Origin of the sequence: Hymenobacter aerilatus (genome assembly GCF_022921095.1) — a bacterium.
Classification (GTDB): domain Bacteria; phylum Bacteroidota; class Bacteroidia; order Cytophagales; family Hymenobacteraceae; genus Hymenobacter; species Hymenobacter aerilatus.
On the sequence record NZ_CP095053.1, the window covers coordinates 5047479 to 5064846 of the forward strand.

The window sequence follows — 17368 nt, forward strand, 5'->3', positions numbered from 1 at the left end:
ATAGTCAGAACGTCATGTCGCACGCTGCGGCATGACGTTTTGCTTTTAGGCCCCGACTTTGCAGGTTGCCGTTGCGTATAGGCAACGCGCTGCCTGTGCTACTGCCCTATGTCTACCTTTTTTCGCAATCTGCATTACTTTTTTGCCAGCCAGGATTTCTCCGATGGCTTGCGTACCACCGTGGGCATCCTGACGCCGGCACTGGTATGCGCTCTACTCGGCCACCTCGAAATAGGCATGACGCTCTCGCTGGGTGCAGTAGGCGTGAGCGTAACCGATACGCCCGGCCCTGTGAAGCACAAGCGCAACGGCATGCTCTACGGGGCACTGTTTGTGTTTGTCACTACCCTGCTCACGGGGTTGGCCCGCCTGCATCCGGTTACGCTGGGCATAGAAATTACTGTGCTGAGCTTCTTCTTCTCGATGCTGCTGGTGTACGGCGCCCGCGCCGGGGCTGTGGGCACGGCCGCGCTGCTGCTCATGATCCTGCAAATGGATAAGCCCCTGGCGCCGGCCCAGGTGCTACCCAATGCCCTGCTGGTGCTGGCCGGCGGGCTATGGTATATGGCATTGGCACTGGCCTTTTTTCGGGTGCTACCCTACCGGGCGGCCCAGCAGGCACTGGGTGAGAATATCCACGCCGTGGCCGATTTCCTGCGCATCAAGGCCGAGTTCTACCGCACCACTACCAACCTCGACGACGACTACCGCCGCCTGGTGGCGCAGCAGGTAACAGTAAGCGAAAAGCAGGATGCCACCCGCGAAATTATGTTTAAAACCCGGCGGCTGGTGCAGGAATCGACGCGTACGAGTCGGCGGCTGGTGCTCACCTTCGTGGACATGGTGGACCTCTACGACCACATCACGGCTACGTATTTCGATAATGCGGCTATTCGGGAGAAATTCGGCCCTACAGGAATTTTGGAGGAAATAGCTACAGTGATTGAGCGCCTGGCCGATGAACTGGACGCCATCAGCTTCGCCATCCAAACCAACCGCACGCACCGTCGCACCACCGACCTCACTGCCCAACTAGAACATCTCAAAACCCGCATCGATGCCCTCACCGGCGACGAGCAGGTAGGCAGCACACTAGTACTGAAAAAAGTGCTGGTGAGCCTCCGCAGCCTCACGCAGCGGGTGCAAGACATTGTGAAGTATTTCCACGCCGATGCCGAACTGCCCAAAGTGGCGCGGGCAGCCAACGCCCGCGAATACGCCCGTTTTGTGTCGCCGTTGCGCTTCAGTTGGGAGGCCCTACGCGACAACCTCACGCTCAGTTCCTCCCACTTCCGCCACGCGGCCCGCGTGATGCTGGCCTGCGTGTTCGGCTTCCTGGTTTCGAAACTGTTCTTCACCGGCCACCATAGCTACTGGGTGCTGATGACCAGTACGCTCATGCTCAAGCCGTCCTTCAGCCTTACCAAGCAGCGCAACTACCAGCGCATTTTGGGTACAGTGGTAGGAGGGGTGATTGGGGTGGCCGTGCTGGTGCTGTTGCCTACCCACCCGCGGGTGCAGTTTGGGCTGCTAGTGGTGTTCATGCTCACGGCCTACAGCTTCCAGCGTCGCAACTACGTGGTGATGGTCATTTTCCTGACGCCCTACCTGCTCATTCTCTTTAGCTTCTTGGGCTTGGCCTACTTTAACGTGATTGAGGAGCGCGTGACCGACACGGCCGTGGGCTGTGCCATTGCGCTGGCAGCCGCCTACCTGCTGTTTCCCAACTGGGAGTCGGAGCAGTTGCGCAACTACATGCGCGCCGTGTTGCAGGCCAATATGGCCTACCTCCAACAAATTGCCCAGCGTCTCGGCGGCCAGCCACCCTCCCTCACCGACTATAAACTAGCGCGCAAAGACGTGTATATCAGCTCGGCCAACCTAGGGGCAGCTTTTCAGCGTATGCTTTCGGAGCCTAAGAGCAAGCAGCGGCACAGTTCCGACGTGCACCGGTTTGTGGTGCTCAACCACATTCTATCGTCCAATATGGCCACGGTGGCGGCTTCCCTGGAAAACGGGGTGCCCCAACACGCCCGCGACGGGTTGCGGCCGGTGAAGCAGGCGTTGTCGGCGCTGCAACGGAGCGCGCAGCAGCTAGAACCGACAATGGCGGCTACCACGCCTACCCCAGCTGTTGCCCCCAGCTTGGCTGCCACCGCTGCCGCTACCCTCACCGCCGACGACCGGCTGCTGCTCGATCAGCTTGAGTTCCTGCAGAAAGTCAGCAGCGATATTGGCCGTACCACCGAGCAGGTACTGGCTGAGGACGAAGCACCAGCCTACCCAAACGGCCAGGCAGTGGCCGGGGGCTAAGGCAATTTCCAGTATCTTCCGGAGCCTACCCTCTGATAAAGACTCTGTGAAGCATCTGGTTCTCCGCGAAAGCGCGGGCTTGCGGTATTTTACCTTTTTCTACCTGTATGTGATGCAGGGCATTCCGGCGGGTTTTGGGCTCACGGCCGTGGTAAATTACCTGATAGGTAGGGGACTGAATGCCGAAACAGTTGCCTCATTTGGAGCTATTGTGGGCCTGCCCTGGACCATCCAGTTTGTGTGGGGGCCGCTCATCGACAAGTACCAATACTCTGTGATTGGGCACCGCAAGCAGTGGGTGGTGCTCACGCAGTTTGTGGCATTTCTGGCCTCGCTGGGGCTGCTGACGGTGCGGCAGCCCGCGGCACAACTGCCGTTGCTGGGAGCGTTGTTTTGCCTGCACAGCATCTTCGCGTCTATTCAGGATGCCAGCGTCGATGCCATTGCCATTTCAGTGGTGCCCGAGGCCGAGCGGGGTAGGGTCAATGCGTTTATGCGCGGAGGCTTTTTGCTGGGGTCCTCGCTGGGGGCCGCGGCACTTTCCACGGTACTGCACCGCTATGGGTTCTTCTGGGCGGCCCTGGCGCAGTCGGCCACGCTGCTGCTGCTCACAATCCTCACGTTCTTCATCCGCCTCGACCACGACGACCAGCTGATTCCCCGGTTCGGAGCGCGGAAGGTGGCGCCTACCCAGTCCAACGCCGATAACCCATCGATAGCTTGGCTGTTCAGGGAGCTGTGGCGGGCCGTGCGGGAGCCACGCTCTTTGCGGCTATTTGGCATTATTGCGGGGGCCTACCTGTGCGCCGGCGTGTTTGGCTGGGCCTACAACTACCACCTCATCCATACCCTGCGCTGGTCCGATGCAGCCGTGTCAGTGCTGCAAGGCAGCTGGGGCAGCATCGCTACGATGGTGCTCATCACCGGTGGCGGCATCCTGGCCGATCGGATTGGGGCAGCTCTACTCCAGCGCCGGGTGTTACTGGCGTTGGGTGCGTTTCTGCTGCTATTTTGTGGGCTAAGCTACTTCTGGTCCTACCCGGCGTTTGCCACCGTGGGCTTGCTCGTCTGGAACATGGCCGACCCCAGCATCAGCGTGGCCGCCATGCCGCTGTTGATGGCCCTGTGTCGCCCCCAGATAGAAGGCTCACAGTTCACGACCTATATGGCTCTTGTCAACCTGTCGGGGGTAGCGGGCTCATTCATGGCGGGGTGGGCGCTTAGTGTGGTGTCGGCACCGATGCTAGGAGGGGTGTGCGCTATTACGCTGCTAGGGCTGCTGGTGGCGCTTCAGCGGCAGAAAGAGCCAAAGCCCAACTTGGTGGTAGTGGCTGCCGAGTGATTTCACACTTTATTCTCCCAAAACAGACGTGTTTGCGTATAGCTTGAGACACGTCTTTTTTAGCACTTCACTGAATGCAACTCAGTTCAATTTACATTGTGATGGGGGTATCGGGTAGCGGTAAAACCACGGTAGGCAAGCTGCTGGCCGAGCGGTTAGAATTACCCTTCCACGACGCCGATGATTTTCACCCCGCCGCCAACATCGAGAAGATGAGCAACGGCATCCCGCTCGACGACGCCGACCGGGCCGGCTGGCTGGCCGATATGGCCAAGGCTATTACCAAGTGGGAAACCACCGGTGGCGCCGTATTGGCGTGCTCCGCGCTCAAAGAAGCCTACCGCCAAACATTGCAAGGCGGTGCCCGCCAGCCCCTGCGTTGGGTGTTCCTGGACGGCTCCCGTGAGCTATTGAGCGACCGAATCGAGCACCGCAAAGGTCACTACATGGCCGTCGATATGCTGGACTCGCAGCTGGAAACGCTGGAAAAGCCGGCCTATGGTCTGCATATCGAATTGCGTAACGATCAGACGCCCGAGCAGGTGACCGAACAGATTGTGCATGCAGATGCTGCGGCTGAAACTAAGCCTGCGTAGGCGTACTGTGCTCGGCTGGCGCTAATCAGGCAGGGGCTTCCTCACAAAAAGAACGCCGTTACTCTATTATATATAGTTATGATAGAGTTAAGCTACCAGTTACTCCGATTTTTTTCGGCCAGAGCCACTTTTCTTGCCGCCGCCGTCTTGTTTGTTCACGGTGGCCCAGGCACGTTTCTCGACTTCTTCTTCCGATACGCCGCGTTTCTCGTAGCTTTCTTCAATGTGTTCGGCCTGCCGCTTCTGCTTGTCGGTGTAGGCCGATTTATCTCCTTGTGGCATGATGTGAGGGCATTAGGTGAAAAGGAAACGAACAACTTACTATACGCACTGCCTACGTGCACGTTATAGACGGGCTTCCACCTAGCTTGAGACACACTGCGTATCTTCGCGCCTCATTTACGCTACCTGCTATGCGCCAACTTGCCGTCGTTCCGCACCCCGAAGTCAAAATCACGCTCTTTGCCTGGAATGGTAAATACCTGATTAAGCTGGAAAAAGGCATGTTTGAACAGACCTATAAGGTAAGCGAAATGGACATCACCAGCGAAGATGATGTGCACGCGCTGCTCGATCAGGAGTTTCTGCAAGCAGCTATTGCCCGTTTTGCGGGTATGCGCACCGATTTGCAGTCGGCATTCGACCGGCACGACCTGTAAACGCTGCATCGCAAGGAACACTCTCCCGTATGACTTCTAAATCTCTTATAGTATTGCTGCTAGTCAGTAGCATATATGTCCTGCGGCCGCAGTTTGCTGCCGCCCAACTCTACGAAGCGCGCAATGGCTCTGTAAGCGTAGATGGCCAGGCGCGCGATGCTGTGCAGGTACAGACTGACGGCTCGGCGCAATGGTTGCGCGACTTCTGGCAATCCTGGCTGAAAGACACCTACAACATCCGGCTGAAGGGTAACGGTATGCTGGGGGTAGGGAAAAAGGCGGTGCTGGAAGCGCAGCAAGTGCCCGTGTCGAGTGTATCGGGTAAGCTGTTGAACTTCTACTCCACCATCGTAGCGCCTACCGACTCTACGGCCGAGCTAGCCGTGTACGCTGCTTTCGATAAAACGGCATACCTCAGCGCTTCCGACACACCTACTGAGTACGCTGCCCTACGCAATATTGCGCAAGGCTTTGCCACTGCTGCCCGACAAAAAGCCTACCGTGAGCAGCTTGCGGCGGCGGAAGAGCAACTGCGCACCACCGAAAAGGAAAAAGAACGCCTTTCCAAAGACGTCACCAACCTGCAAACCAACACGGCGGCCAACCTTCTCAAGATTGCTACCCTGCAACAGCAAAACGAGGCCAACGTGTTGCAAGCCCGCCAGGACTCCGTGAAGCTTGTGCGCAACGCCCAAGAGCTGGAGCTGTATAAGCAGCGCGTGCAGCGCCGCCGCGACCAACTATCTGCTCTCGGTCGTAAATAGCTGATGGCGTAGCCGTCACATATAGTTTTTCGTACTGCCTTCTATGGAAAAAGACCCCTCACCGCTCGACACGCTCCGCCAGCTCAAAGAATGGTTGGATGCCGGGGCCATTACACCTCAGGAGTTTGAAGCGCTGAAAAGTAAGCTGGTGTTCAACCAAGGCACTCACCACGAAGGGTTACCGCTACCAGGCACGCCTTCTGTGGAGCCCGTAGAGCCGGCGGCTGAGTCAGAGTATACTCCGCCGCCGGCTACCCAACCGCCTTACGTAGCACCGGGTGCCGCTGCGGGACCGGCAGTGCCACTAACCACCCCCGTCACCCCCGACGTACCATCGACGTCGGCTGGCCTCGATCCGCTGGCGCCTAGCGTAGGGCCGGTGCCTGAAGCGGGCGAGTCGCGCAGTCCGTTAGGAATTATTCTGATTGTGGGAGGTATCGTGTTGCTCTTAGGGCTGATGGCTTACCTGGTATTTGGTGGGCGCGAGTCGGAGCGCCTGACCAGCACCTCTCAAACTGCCGCCGATACAGTAGCCGTGCAACCAGAGGTAGGACCCCAGGCCGAGCAAATTGAGCTGCCGCCTGTTGTCGCGCCCGAAACTGTGCGCGTAGAGCCGGCTCAGCTTCCGGCCGCCCCCGCCCCGGTTACCGATTCCACGACAACTGCTACTGTGCCTACCCCTACCATCGCCGATGACAAAGCGGTACGCACTCGCGTGCAGCAGGCTCTTACTGCGTATTATGCTGATTTACAAGCCCCGCCATTTGCTGCCGAAGACCATTTTGCCCCAAGCGTAGAGCGGTTCTATACCTTGCAGAACACTACCCCAGAAGCCATCGGCGCCGACTTGACGGCCTCACACTTTCCTGAGTTTACGGAGGAGCAAACACAAGTAGTGCCGGGCAGCCTAAAAGTAGAGCCCGCTGCCGAAGACGGTACTCGCACCGCTACCTACCTCGAAACCAGCACATCTTTCCGGCAGTCGCGTCAGCAGCACCAACAGACGAAAGCACAAGTGCGTGTGCGCTTCGATTCGGACTATAAAATTGTATATCTGCGCCAAGAGCGCCTGTTGGAAAACAAATTTACAGAGTAGCGCTCTGCATCCCTTGCTTATCTACTCTGCGTATGACAAATCATAGAAACCTGCGCCGAGGATTTGGGGTAAGCCTGTTGCTGCTGATGGGGGTGCTTTCCTCGTGCCTGAAGTTGCTGAAACCGGGACATCCAATCAGCAAAGAGACGCCTCCCAGCCCCCCTATCTATAGCGACTCGGCTGCGTGGGCCGCCTTACCCACTCGCCCCGACTCGGCAGATACGGTGCCCTATGGCTCCGACTTGCGCGACCAGCAGCAGCAGGCCAGCGCCGATGTGTTTTTCGTGCACCCTACCACCTACTACGGCCGCAAAAGCTGGAATGCCGCGCTGGACAATGACTTGGTGAATAAGTTTACGGACCGAGAAGTCATCCGCAAACAAGCGAGTGTGTTTAATGCTGCCGGCCGCATCTATGCGCCCCGCTACCGGCAGGCAACGTTGTATGCCTTCTTCGAGAAGAAAAGAAAGCACAATGGGGAAAAGGCTTTAGACCTAGCCTATACCGACGTGAAGGCATCCTTCGAATACTATCTGGCTCACTACAACCAAAACCGACCAATTATTCTGGCCAGTCACAGCCAGGGTACCGTACTAGCCACCCGGTTGCTACGCGAGTTTTTTGACCAGGATCCGGCATTACGTCGCCGGTTGGTGGCGGCTTATCTGATTGGGTATAAAGTGCCTGCTACCACCTACCAAGTACTACGGCCATGTGCCGATTCCACCCAAACTGGCTGCTATGTAAGCTGGAATGCCGTAAACTGGCGAAAACCATTTCCGCGGTTCGAGGGCGGGGTGGCAGTGAATCCGCTTACCTGGACCACCGATACCGCCTATGCGCCTGCTACCCTTAACCAAGGCAGTGTGCCCCAATCCTTCGACCGCATCGACCGGGGGGTAGCAGATGCCAAGGTACATAACGGCCTCCTGTGGCTTCACGACCCAGCTGCCAACGGCTACACTCGCGTGCGGATATTTGGCCACCATCAGTTGCACTACTCTTTCCACTTAGTGGATTACGGCCTGTACTACATCAACTTACGTCGAAATGCCCAGACGCGGGTGCGAGCCTGGGAGCTAACGACCGAGCAATAAATGGTGCTAGTGTCTGCCTAGTATAAAGCCCAAATCCCTGGTATCTATGAAGATGCCAGGGATTTGGGCTTTACAACGAACAGATTAGCTTAATACATCCGTGTACTTCTTCAGTACTTGACGTGCTACCGCCAGGTTGGTATCGCGGGAATTCACTGCCAGGTAGATAAACTTTTGCGCGTTCGGCGATAGTTTCAGCAGGTGCAGCTGATCCGTTAGCGTCAGCAAAATATCCTGTACTGTTTGGTTCAGCTTCAGTGCCGAAATAGCCTTCAGCTTTTGCTTGATTACTTCGGTATTGTATGCCGCTGCAGTTTCAACATCGAAATCGGCGCTGTTTGAGTGAGCTGCCAGGGGCATACCCGTCTCTGTTTCAACCACTGCCACTGCTACCAGTGAGGGCAGGTCTTTCATAATTTCCTTAACCGTTTGATCAGGAGTAATAACGCTCATGGCACTAAAGAGAAAAGTGAGTGAGAAAATGAGATGAAAAAAGATGTATTAGCTGGCATGCTGGCGCAGTATTTCACGCGCTAAAGCCAGATTGGTATCGTGTGTGTAAACCAGCAGCAGGCAACCCAACTGTTGGTCCGCCGTCAACCGAAAAATGGCTAGCTGCTCATCAAGTACTAGCACCAAGTCCTGCAACTCTTGTGTGGTTAATCCTGGCTGATTAGGTAGCCGGGCCAGATGTCGGGCAGTAGCAACGGTGTAAGCTGTTATCTTATAAGGATCCGACTGCGCCTGTTTGGTGTAAGCCGCCAATAGCCGTCCAGAGCTCAGGTCTACAACGGTGGCAAGGAGCAGTTCAGGTAGTTCCTGTAATATTCCTTCCAGTATTCCGGTTGCCCGTTCACGAGCAGCGCCCGTAGCGTCGCTTGTAACTTTCCTGACAGCAACTTTTTGCAGAAATGGAATTCTCATTTGGATAGAACTCTATCTGATTCCGGCAGGTAGAGATAGTAAGAACATCAGAGAGGTAAGCTGCTACACGGTAAAAAATAAATGCACTACCTGCGTAGCATTTGATAGCTAACCGGACAAATAAGAGGGTAAGATTTTGTCTTCTCTTTATCCTGTTCAATAAGCTTTCGTGAGAACTATAGGCCAAATAGAATGCCAAAAATACAATTGTGATTCCCGTAGATAAAAAATAAGCGGTGATATAAGGAGCGGTAAAATATTCCTTTGAATAGTAGTATATGCCCTGCATTATAGTGCAGCTTGTGCAAGGCATCATACTGTCATCAAAAGAATAATCCACCCCTTATACCACCGCTGTAACCTGTGCTACTTAGCTATTAAAAGAACAGCCAGTGACGCTTCTGCTTTTTCGCTTTTTCCATGTTGGGCAGCAGGGTCATGTTTTCTACAGCGCCGCCTTTTACCTGAACTTCATCGTCGTTGTAGCCAGCATAGCCATATTGCAGCGTTGCCGCACGGCCAGCTGGAACCCGTAGTGAGTAGTTGCCCTGTGCATCAGTGCTAACACCCCGGCTAGTGCCTTTCTGTAGAACTGTAGCACCTACCAGAGGGCGGCCGTTCTCGTCTAGGATGCGGCCGCGCACCACCACGGTTGCAGCATTCATTGAAGCTGCTGAAGCTACTTCTGCTGCACTAGTTTCCGAAGCTACTACAGCTACAGGAGCAATAGCTGTATTCTCAACCGTGCGCCCAGAGTTAGCAAATACAGCGCCGCCTACTAGTACGCTGCCTACCAGCATAGAGGCAGCCCGACGACGAAAACGTTGTGGCTCCGTCCGGATCAAATCAAATTGCCGCTGTACCCAACCAACAGGCTGCACCTTATGACCCTGCTGCTTCATCTCATAGAAGCGACGCAAGGTAGCATCGGCATGCATGCTGTTGGCTTTAATGTAAGCGTCAACAAGGGTAGTGTTTTCAGTCGATAAGTCGCCACGCAGATAAGCATCGCGGTATACCGGTAATAGGTCTCCCGAAATGGGATGAAATGGGTTGGCGCTGAGTTTCATAATAAAGAGTTTTACAGTAGAAGTGCTATTGCTTTGAGTAATACAAATTTCAGTAAAAAAATGGATATTATCTATTTTTAAAATAGTGATAGTAAAGGTTTTGAACTATTGTCTTCTTCGATAAATGCAGTTGAATAACCGGTAAACGGCTCAATTTACCAACTAAACGACATAAGCAAGTGTGATTTTGTTAACATTTAATTCATAATTTTATTATAAAAATTATAAACTTTAATGATATATTCACACATAATTTCTTCATATTAGAATGATTTTCCTGTTTTGGGAATGATTTAGTGTCTGTTTCATGATTTCTACATGTGAGATAGTCCAAAGCAAGGAGATATATAATTATTTATGGTAAATTGTATTATATTAATTATAATTATAATATTTTTTTATTTAATGTTAAACGAAAAATGAAATAAATCATACTCATTCGATATGTTACTATTAGGCTCCCCCGTTATAGTTAGTGTCCTTGTTGAAGTATATTGAGTGAAGACTATACTTTAGCAGCTTTACTGTATGCCTTTGCCACGCCTGCTTTACGTCAGGTTGTATCGCTCATAGAGCATAATTCTTCAGGTATAAACCTCATCCAGCTATGCTAGGTGAGGGCAGGTGTAAGGCCTAAAGACAAAAAGCCCGCTACATGTAGCGGGCTTTTTGTCTTTAAGGATAAGCTATGCTAAACGCAACTAGGCAATAGCAACACGCTTGAAATCTGTTACAGTCATACCCTTACTAGTCTTATCGAGCAGTTGAGCAATCGTAACCGAGTTGTCTTTCACGAATTCCTGGTTGAGCAAGGTATTCTCTTTGTAGAACTTATTGAGCTTGCCTTGGGCAATCTTTTCCAGCATAGCCTCGGGCTTACCTTCAGCGCGGGCTTGCTCTTTACCAATCTCAATTTCACGTTCTACCGTAGCGGAGTCTACACCGTCTTTGTCAACGGCAACAGGCTTCATAGCTACAATCTGCATTGCTACGTCGCGGCCTACCTCGTTGGTATTGGCGTCGCCTACATTTTTCAGGCCTACCAGTACACCCTTCTTATTATCAGAGTGGATGTAAGAAGCAACTTTCTCAGCAGTCAGCGTTTCGTAGGCTACTACGTCCAGCTTCTCACCAATTTTGCCCATCAAGTCGGTGATGTGCTCCTGCAGCGAACGGCCATCGTCTTGCTTGGCGGCGAGCAGATCTTCTTTGGTACCAGCGTTCGACTGTACAGCCGAATCCAGTACTTGCTGGGCCAGCTTACGGAAGTCTTCTACCTTGGCAACTGGTTCGGTTTCGCAGGCCAAGGCTACCAATTTGCCGGTAGTACCATCTTCGCTTACGCTTACCAGCACTACGCCTTCAGCCGTAGCATTCTCGGCACGCTTATCCGCAATTTTCTGACCCTGCTTACGCAGAATGTCGCGGGCGGCTTCGAAATCGCCGTCTGCTTCGGTCAGTGCTTTTTTGCAATCCATCATGCCCGCGCCGGTCATAGCGCGCAGCTTGTTCACGTCTTGGGCGGTAATTGCTGCCATTCTTCGTGTATGTTTAGGAGTTGGGGTATGTTAAAGTAACTGAACAGCGCACGAGGTGCACGTTCTAAAACAGGTAGTACAAAAGTCTTGCGAAGGCTATTGGGTCTGCCATATCGGCACACATACCAGCCGCCTACCTGAATAAAAGAAAGAGGGAACACCGGAGCCGAGTGCTTCGCATGTTCCCTCTCACTCAATCAATGGGCTAGAGCCTATTCGTCGGCAGCTTGTTTTTCCTGGATGCCTTCGTCTTCCGACTGCTTCCGGTCAGACTCTTCTTTGTCTACCTTCCGTTCCGACAGACCATCTTCGATGGCCTTACCGATAACACCGATGATCAGCGATACTGATTTCGAGGCGTCGTCGTTAGCCGGAATTGGGAAGTCTACCAGCTCGGGGTTGGAGTTGGTGTCCACGATAGCGAATACCGGAATGTTCAGCTTTTGAGCTTCTTTCACAGCAATGTGCTCACGCTTTACATCTACTACGAACAGCGCAGCAGGTAGGCGGCTCAGGTCGGCAATGCCGCCCAGTACACGCTCCAGCTTCTCACGCTCGCGCGACATCATCAGCTTCTCACGCTTTGCGAGGGCTGCATAAGCCGTATTTTCCTTCACCATCTTATCGATGGTGCTCATTTTCTTCAGCGACTTGCGTACAGTAGCGAAGTTGGTGAGCATGCCACCTAACCAACGGTCGGTTACGTACGGCATTTTGAGGCGCTTGGCCTCTTCCGTTACGATTTCCTGCGCTTGCTTTTTGGTAGCTACGAACAATACTTTCCGGCCCGATTTAGCAATCTGACGGATAGCAGCCGCGGCCTGATCCAGCGAAACGAGGGTCTTGTTCAGGTCGATAATATGGATGCCGTTCTTCTCCATGAAGATATACGGCGCCATTTTCGGGTCCCACTTGCGCGTGAGGTGACCAAAGTGGGCACCTGCATCAAGCAGTTCTTTATATGTGGTGGTCTGAGCCATGATAGGAATTCCTCTGGAAGATTAGCGTTTCGAGAACTGGAACGAACGACGAGCTTTGCGCTTACCGAATTTTTTGCGTTCCACCATGCGCGGGTCGCGGGTCAGGAAGCCTTCTTTCTTCAGCGCCGGACGAACCTCAGCATTGTCGCCTACGAGGGCTTTCGAGATGGCCAGACGGATAGCTTCAGCCTGAGCTGAGATGCCGCCGCCGCGCACGTTCACCTTAATGTCGTACTGACCGACTTGCTCGATCGTCGCCAAAGGCTGGTTCACGATGTTTTCCAGGAGCTCGTTACCGAAGTACGATTTCATGTCCCGGCCATTGATAGTGATATTCCCTTGCCCGGCTTGCATGTAAATGCGCGCCACCGAGGTTTTTCTTCTACCAGAGGTGTTGGAAATTTCCATTAATAGAATGCGATTAGAGAAAAAGGAAAGCCTTGTATGGCTTACAGGTGCTTAAGATCAACAGCTTTGGGCTGCTGTGCTGCGTGGGGATGCTCGGCGCCAGCATACACGAACAGGTTGCGGAACTGCTCCGAACCCAGACGGTTGCCTTGCAACATGCCTTTCACAGCGTGCTCGATTACGCGAGTCGAGTCTTTGGCTTTCTTGTCACGCAGGTTGATGCGCTTCTGGCCGCCGGGGTAGCCCGAGTGTGTGAGGTAGATTTTGTCGGTCAGCTTCTTGCCCGTAACGCGCAGCTTGTCAGCGTTAACAACAATAACGTTGTCGCCGCAGTCCGAGTTGGGCGTGAACGAGGGCTTGTGCTTGCCGCGCAGGATGTTGGCAACTTGGCTGGCCAAACGGCCTAGCGTAGCGTCACCAGCATCAATCACGACCCAGCCCTTATTGGCGTTGGCTTTGTTGACGGAAATCGTCTTGAAGCTCAGATGATCCATTGATGAGTTGAGTAAACGTTTGAAAATGAGGCATGAACCGGATACGGTTCGGGAAAAACGGACACAAAGTTACCGCTTTTCCAGCAGTATGCAAATGATGCTATAAAGTTTTGTGTGTGAAAGCCATAGCGTTGCACACAAGACCACTTTTTAGGAAGTGCACGAAGCGGCTGATGGCTACTGATACTGACGCAGCGTATCCACTAAAACCCGGAAATCTTTGGGGTAGGAAGCCTCGATGGTTACCTGTTCGCCGTCCATCTTTGCAAAGGTGAGCTGCCGGGCATGCAAGGCAAAACGTTTGATAAACGGCTGTTCTTCCTCGCCTTCTTTCACGTTAAATTTGCGCTTGAGCGAGGAAAGGTAGAATTCCTCGCCACCATATAGGCCGTCGGCTACAATGGGCGCCTGCAGAAACATCAGGTGCAGGCGAATCTGGTGCATACGGCCGGTGACGGGTACGCACTGCACCAACGTATGCCGGGCGAAGGCTTCGAGGGTAGTGAAATACGTTTCAGCGGGCTTGCCTTTGAATGCTAAGCGAGCTTTGCCTTTCGAGGTGGTTTCGATCTTGCGGTCTACCAGCAGGTTGTCGAAGTGGTGCACGCCCCAGGCTACGGCGTGGTAGAGCTTATTCACCTCTCGGTTTTCAAACTGAATGGAAAGGTGGCGGTAAGCCGCTGGGTTCTTGGCCAGCGCCAGAGCGCCCGACGTTTCTTTATCGAGGCGGTGGCAGGCCTGCACATCGTCGGCGTACTCGCGGGCCATGCGCAGAATGTTGTTGGCCCCGCCAAAACGCTCGTCGAGGGTAGCCAGAAAAGGTGGCTTGTTGATGACGATATAATCTTCGTCTTCAAACAGAATCAGGTCTTGGAAATCAATATGCTTCATTACACTACGAAGGTAGCGGGAAGCGCGCACATGCGTATCAGCCTGCCGGCTCTGAAGGTCTTATGGATTGCTGCTTAAGCTTAGGCTTGGGTAGTTTAAACTCAAAAGTGGTACCCTGGCCCGGCTCACTGTGCAGGCGCAAGACAGACTTATGGCCTTCTACAATGTGCTTGCTGATAGCTAGCCCCAAGCCCGTGCCGCCCGAGTTGCGCGAGCGGCTTTTCTCGATACGGTAGAAACGCTCGAAAACGCGGTGATGGTGCTGCTTGGCAATGCCTTCTCCATCATTGTGTACGGCTATGCGCACCGCTTTGGCAGTCTCAGTGAGGTGCACGGAGACGTGGCCTCGCTCCTGTCCATACTTGATACCGTTGTCGATGAGGTTGATGAGCACTTGCCGGATGCGGTTGCGGTCGGCCAGCACCAGTAGCTCGGCATCGGCGAGGGTAGGGGGGAGCAGTTCCAGCGTTACGCCGCGTTGGGCAGCAGTCAGCTCCAACTGCTCCAGAATATCGAGTACCAGCCGCACTACGTCGAAGCGCTGACGACGTATCTGCACTACGCCCTTCTCCAACTGCGAAATGGTGACTAGGTCTTGCACCAGATCATTAAGAGCGTCGAGGCTGCTGGCAGCTTTGGCCAAAAACTTCCGTTGGGTTACTTCATCTATGTCCTCGTCGTCTAAGATGGTGTGCACAAAGCCCTGAGCGGCGAAGATGGGTGTCTTCAACTCGTGCGATACATCAGCCAGAAACTCGCGTCGCAATACTTGCAGGCGTTTCAGTTCGTCTATTTCCTGCTGCTTGCGGGCGGCCATCTGCAAAATCTCGTCGCGCAGGCGCTTGAGGGGCTCGGGCCGAAACAGGAATTTATTAGACAGCTTGCGCAACTCCTTGCGCTTAATCATCTCTAAGCCCGAATAGATTGTGTTGATTTCCCGGAAAATCAGGGCTTCAAAGGACAAGTAAACAAGCAGAAAGCATGCGGCTACTGTAATGCCCGCTGTCAAGAAGGCATCCTGAAACTCCATCTGCGGCGCATAAATGGCCAAAGCCGTAAGCACACCAGCTACGAGCAGAGAGATAAGGATGGCAATAGTGCGCGAGGATAAATGGATTCTCAAAAGAAAAAGGAAAGAAGCTACAGGGTGAAAACAAGGTATGCTGAGTGCAGCGTAGCGGAGCCGAAGCGGCCCTCTGTCAAGATAATAATTCCTGTACTCTGAATTACTACCAGTAGAGACACTTCAGCTCCGCTACGCTGCACTCAGCATGACGTTCTAAAAACTAGGGTAGGACTAGTCGGCGTTAAACTTATAGCCTACCCCTTTGATGGTTTGAATGTGGTGGTCTCCTACCTTCTCGCGCACTTTACGCACGTGCACGTCTACAGTGCGGGCCAGCACAAATACATCATTGCCCCAGATGTTCTGAAGCAGCTCGTCGCGGTTGAACACTTTGTGGGGGGAGGCAGCCAGAAACGCCAATAACTCAAATTCCTTTTTAGGCAGAATGATTTTACGGCCATCCTGGTACACGGCAAACCCCGTGCGGTCAATGGTCAGGCCGTTGATTTCGATGGAGGCGCTGGCCTGCTGCGGATCCTGGTCGCGGCGCACGAAGGCGGCTAGGCGGCTCATCAGAGCACGTGGCTTGATGGGCTTGGTGATGAAGTCATCGGCACCAGCTTCGAAGGCAGCTACCTCTGAAAATTCCTCGGCGCGGGCCGTTAGGAAAATGATGTAGGCATCCTTGAAGCGAGGCTGCTCGCGTAGCTGGCGGCACGCGTCGATACCATCTAAGTGGGGCATCATCACGTCGAGCAGGATGATGTCGGGGCCGAAATCGGCTGCAATTTCCAGCGCTTGGCGGCCATCGGCGGCCGAGGCTACTTCGTACCCTTCTTTGCGTAGGTTATACTCCAGTAGCTCAACAATGTCGGGGTCATCGTCGACAACGAGAATTCTATAGGCGTTGGAAGCAGGGGTAGCGTGCACGGAGCGAGGCGGTTTGGGGTAGAACAGAACGCGGGCTGATAGGCCAACGCGACGATGGGGAGTGGTAGGGGTAGAAAGAACGTTTTTGCGAGCTGGCAGTGTCTTAACCGTTGATGCCAAGGGAGGGGAACGTTTGGAGTGAAACAGAAGGTGCGGGCCGTTTGCGCCGCCGAATTACAAAAAAAGCGACCCTCACGGAGTCGCTTTTCCTTACAATCAATTAGAGGCCACTAAATTCAGTCGATTTTTAAGGCCCTGATATTTATACATGTCCACTTTCACGGAGCCAACAAACATTTCGGCCTGAATCAGGACCGGAATCTTGTTGCGGTCATCTGACAGGTACACCGAAATAGCATTTTCGCCGCGGAAGAGCTTGTTGCTAGGCATCTTGGGCACTAGGCGAAGCGCCCGCACAATGCCTGCTTTGGTTTCTACCGTTTCGCGCCCTTTGTAGATAACGTCCATGCTGAACACTTCGTCGTCAAAAAAGCCCTGCACCCGGATAACCTCACCGGGCCGGCGCTGGTCAAAATTAATAGTTCGCAGGAAATAAACCCCACTCACAATATCCTGCACATTGCTTGGCACCTTAAAGGTACCGCGTTTTACGTCGTTTTTATTCTTTTTATACGACTCGACGGAAGCAGTGGCGCGGGTGTGGTCGAAGTCCACCGTCTCACGCTTGCGATAGTGATTCTCCTCAATGTTGCGGAAAAAGCGTTGGGGCCGGATGGTAGCCGTGTCGATGTAGGAGCGCCACGTGTCCCGGATGCGCAGAAAAAAATCGAAGGACCCCAGCGTACGGCCCGTAACGGTAGCCTGGTAGCACGGCCGGTTGTTCACGCGGTGAATATTGTCGGAAAGTTCAATAGTAGCCTCCGCGGCGTTTATCAGGCCGTAATGCACCTTATAGCTGAGCACTTCACCATTAGTGAAGCTGTCGTTAGACACCACACGGGTAGCCTCTGTCGGCTGAAAGGCAGAAAGGCTTGCACCAACGAAAAGCAGCAGGAAAACGTAATAAAACCAGCGACGGGACATACGGAACGGCGGGGTTGTTTCAGCTGATACGTATTCAAAAGCGGTGCCAGCAAAGCTACATAACATACGAATGTGCCGCCAGCTTAGTGCACTCAGACTTAGACAGTATAACAGAAAGCACGCAGGATACAAGAAAGCCCCATAGCCAATGGCTAT

Annotated in this window: 19 protein-coding genes; 7 read left to right on the forward strand and 12 right to left on the reverse strand. The window is 53.6% G+C overall.

Annotation, left to right across the window (positions count from 1 at the left end; genetic code table 11):
• Window positions 1-108: 108 nt before the first annotated feature.
• The 3 genes from MUN82_RS21125 (at window position 109) to MUN82_RS21135 (ending at window position 4251) form a co-directional block, all read left to right on the forward strand.
• Window positions 109-2313: an FUSC family membrane protein gene (locus MUN82_RS21125; RefSeq protein ID WP_245093580.1), complete on the forward strand. Its 2205-nt coding sequence runs from the start codon at window positions 109-111 to the stop codon at window positions 2311-2313.
• Window positions 2314-2359: 46 nt separating this feature from the next.
• Window positions 2360-3655, forward strand: coding sequence for an MFS transporter (locus tag MUN82_RS21130; RefSeq protein ID WP_245093582.1), 1296 nt, complete (start codon window positions 2360-2362; stop codon window positions 3653-3655).
• A 74-nt stretch (window positions 3656-3729) separates the two neighbouring features.
• On the forward strand, window positions 3730-4251 hold the full coding sequence (locus tag MUN82_RS21135; RefSeq protein ID WP_245093584.1) for a gluconokinase: 522 nt from the start codon (window positions 3730-3732) through the stop codon (window positions 4249-4251).
• 99 nt (window positions 4252-4350) lie between these two features.
• Here MUN82_RS21135 and MUN82_RS21140 read toward each other — a convergent pair whose 3' ends face one another.
• Complete coding sequence (locus MUN82_RS21140) at window positions 4351-4533, reverse strand: hypothetical protein (protein WP_245093586.1); 183 nt, start codon at window positions 4531-4533, stop codon at window positions 4351-4353.
• A gap of 131 nt (window positions 4534-4664) precedes the next feature.
• Here MUN82_RS21140 and MUN82_RS21145 point away from each other — a divergent pair, with 131 nt between their 5' ends.
• Genes MUN82_RS21145 through MUN82_RS21160 form a run of 4 tightly spaced genes read left to right on the forward strand, consistent with a single transcriptional unit; the run spans window position 4665 to window position 7867 of the window.
• Complete coding sequence (locus MUN82_RS21145) at window positions 4665-4910, forward strand: hypothetical protein (protein WP_245093588.1); 246 nt, start codon at window positions 4665-4667, stop codon at window positions 4908-4910.
• A gap of 29 nt (window positions 4911-4939) precedes the next feature.
• A complete protein-coding gene (locus MUN82_RS21150) occupies window positions 4940-5674 on the forward strand; it encodes a hypothetical protein (RefSeq protein WP_245093590.1) in 735 nt (244 codons plus the stop codon).
• A gap of 43 nt (window positions 5675-5717) precedes the next feature.
• On the forward strand, window positions 5718-6770 hold the full coding sequence (locus MUN82_RS21155) for an SHOCT domain-containing protein (RefSeq protein WP_245093592.1): 1053 nt from the start codon (window positions 5718-5720) through the stop codon (window positions 6768-6770).
• Between the two features lie 32 nt (window positions 6771-6802).
• Window positions 6803-7867, forward strand: a complete 1065-nt coding sequence (locus MUN82_RS21160; protein ID WP_245093594.1) for a DUF3089 domain-containing protein — start codon at window positions 6803-6805, stop codon at window positions 7865-7867.
• A gap of 84 nt (window positions 7868-7951) precedes the next feature.
• Here the strand turns inward: MUN82_RS21160 and MUN82_RS21165 are convergent, their stop codons facing one another.
• The 11 genes from MUN82_RS21165 to MUN82_RS21215 all read right to left on the reverse strand — a co-directional run bounded on the left by MUN82_RS21165 (window position 7952) and on the right by MUN82_RS21215 (window position 17212).
• A complete protein-coding gene (locus MUN82_RS21165) occupies window positions 7952-8320 on the reverse strand; it encodes a hypothetical protein (RefSeq protein WP_245093596.1) in 369 nt (122 codons plus the stop codon).
• 48 nt (window positions 8321-8368) lie between these two features.
• Window positions 8369-8791 (reverse strand): hypothetical protein, encoded by a 423-nt coding sequence (locus tag MUN82_RS21170; RefSeq protein WP_245093598.1) that lies wholly within the window; start codon window positions 8789-8791, stop codon window positions 8369-8371.
• Between the two features lie 377 nt (window positions 8792-9168).
• Window positions 9169-9861 carry a carboxypeptidase-like regulatory domain-containing protein gene (locus MUN82_RS21175; RefSeq protein ID WP_245093600.1) on the reverse strand — a complete coding sequence of 231 codons (693 nt, stop codon included), beginning with the start codon at window positions 9859-9861 and terminating at the stop codon, window positions 9169-9171.
• 701 nt (window positions 9862-10562) lie between these two features.
• The gene (gene tsf / locus MUN82_RS21180; RefSeq protein ID WP_245093602.1) at window positions 10563-11399 is read right to left on the reverse strand and encodes a translation elongation factor Ts; all 837 of its coding nucleotides are present in this window, start codon (window positions 11397-11399) and stop codon (window positions 10563-10565) included.
• Between the two features lie 212 nt (window positions 11400-11611).
• Entirely contained in the window at window positions 11612-12379 is a 768-nt protein-coding gene (gene rpsB, locus MUN82_RS21185; protein ID WP_187321275.1) for a 30S ribosomal protein S2, read from the reverse strand.
• A gap of 21 nt (window positions 12380-12400) precedes the next feature.
• On the reverse strand, window positions 12401-12787 hold the full coding sequence (gene rpsI, locus MUN82_RS21190; protein WP_187321276.1) for a 30S ribosomal protein S9: 387 nt from the start codon (window positions 12785-12787) through the stop codon (window positions 12401-12403).
• A gap of 41 nt (window positions 12788-12828) precedes the next feature.
• Window positions 12829-13281, reverse strand: a complete 453-nt coding sequence (gene rplM, locus MUN82_RS21195; protein ID WP_187321277.1) for a 50S ribosomal protein L13 — start codon at window positions 13279-13281, stop codon at window positions 12829-12831.
• 177 nt (window positions 13282-13458) lie between these two features.
• A complete protein-coding gene (locus MUN82_RS21200) occupies window positions 13459-14172 on the reverse strand; it encodes an RluA family pseudouridine synthase (RefSeq protein ID WP_245093604.1) in 714 nt (237 codons plus the stop codon).
• Between the two features lie 37 nt (window positions 14173-14209).
• On the reverse strand, window positions 14210-15295 hold the full coding sequence (locus tag MUN82_RS21205) for a sensor histidine kinase (protein WP_245093606.1): 1086 nt from the start codon (window positions 15293-15295) through the stop codon (window positions 14210-14212).
• A gap of 174 nt (window positions 15296-15469) precedes the next feature.
• Window positions 15470-16168 (reverse strand): response regulator, encoded by a 699-nt coding sequence (locus MUN82_RS21210; protein ID WP_245097618.1) that lies wholly within the window; start codon window positions 16166-16168, stop codon window positions 15470-15472.
• 216 nt (window positions 16169-16384) lie between these two features.
• Entirely contained in the window at window positions 16385-17212 is an 828-nt protein-coding gene (locus tag MUN82_RS21215; protein ID WP_245093608.1) for a DUF3108 domain-containing protein, read from the reverse strand.
• Window positions 17213-17368 lie beyond the last annotated feature (156 nt).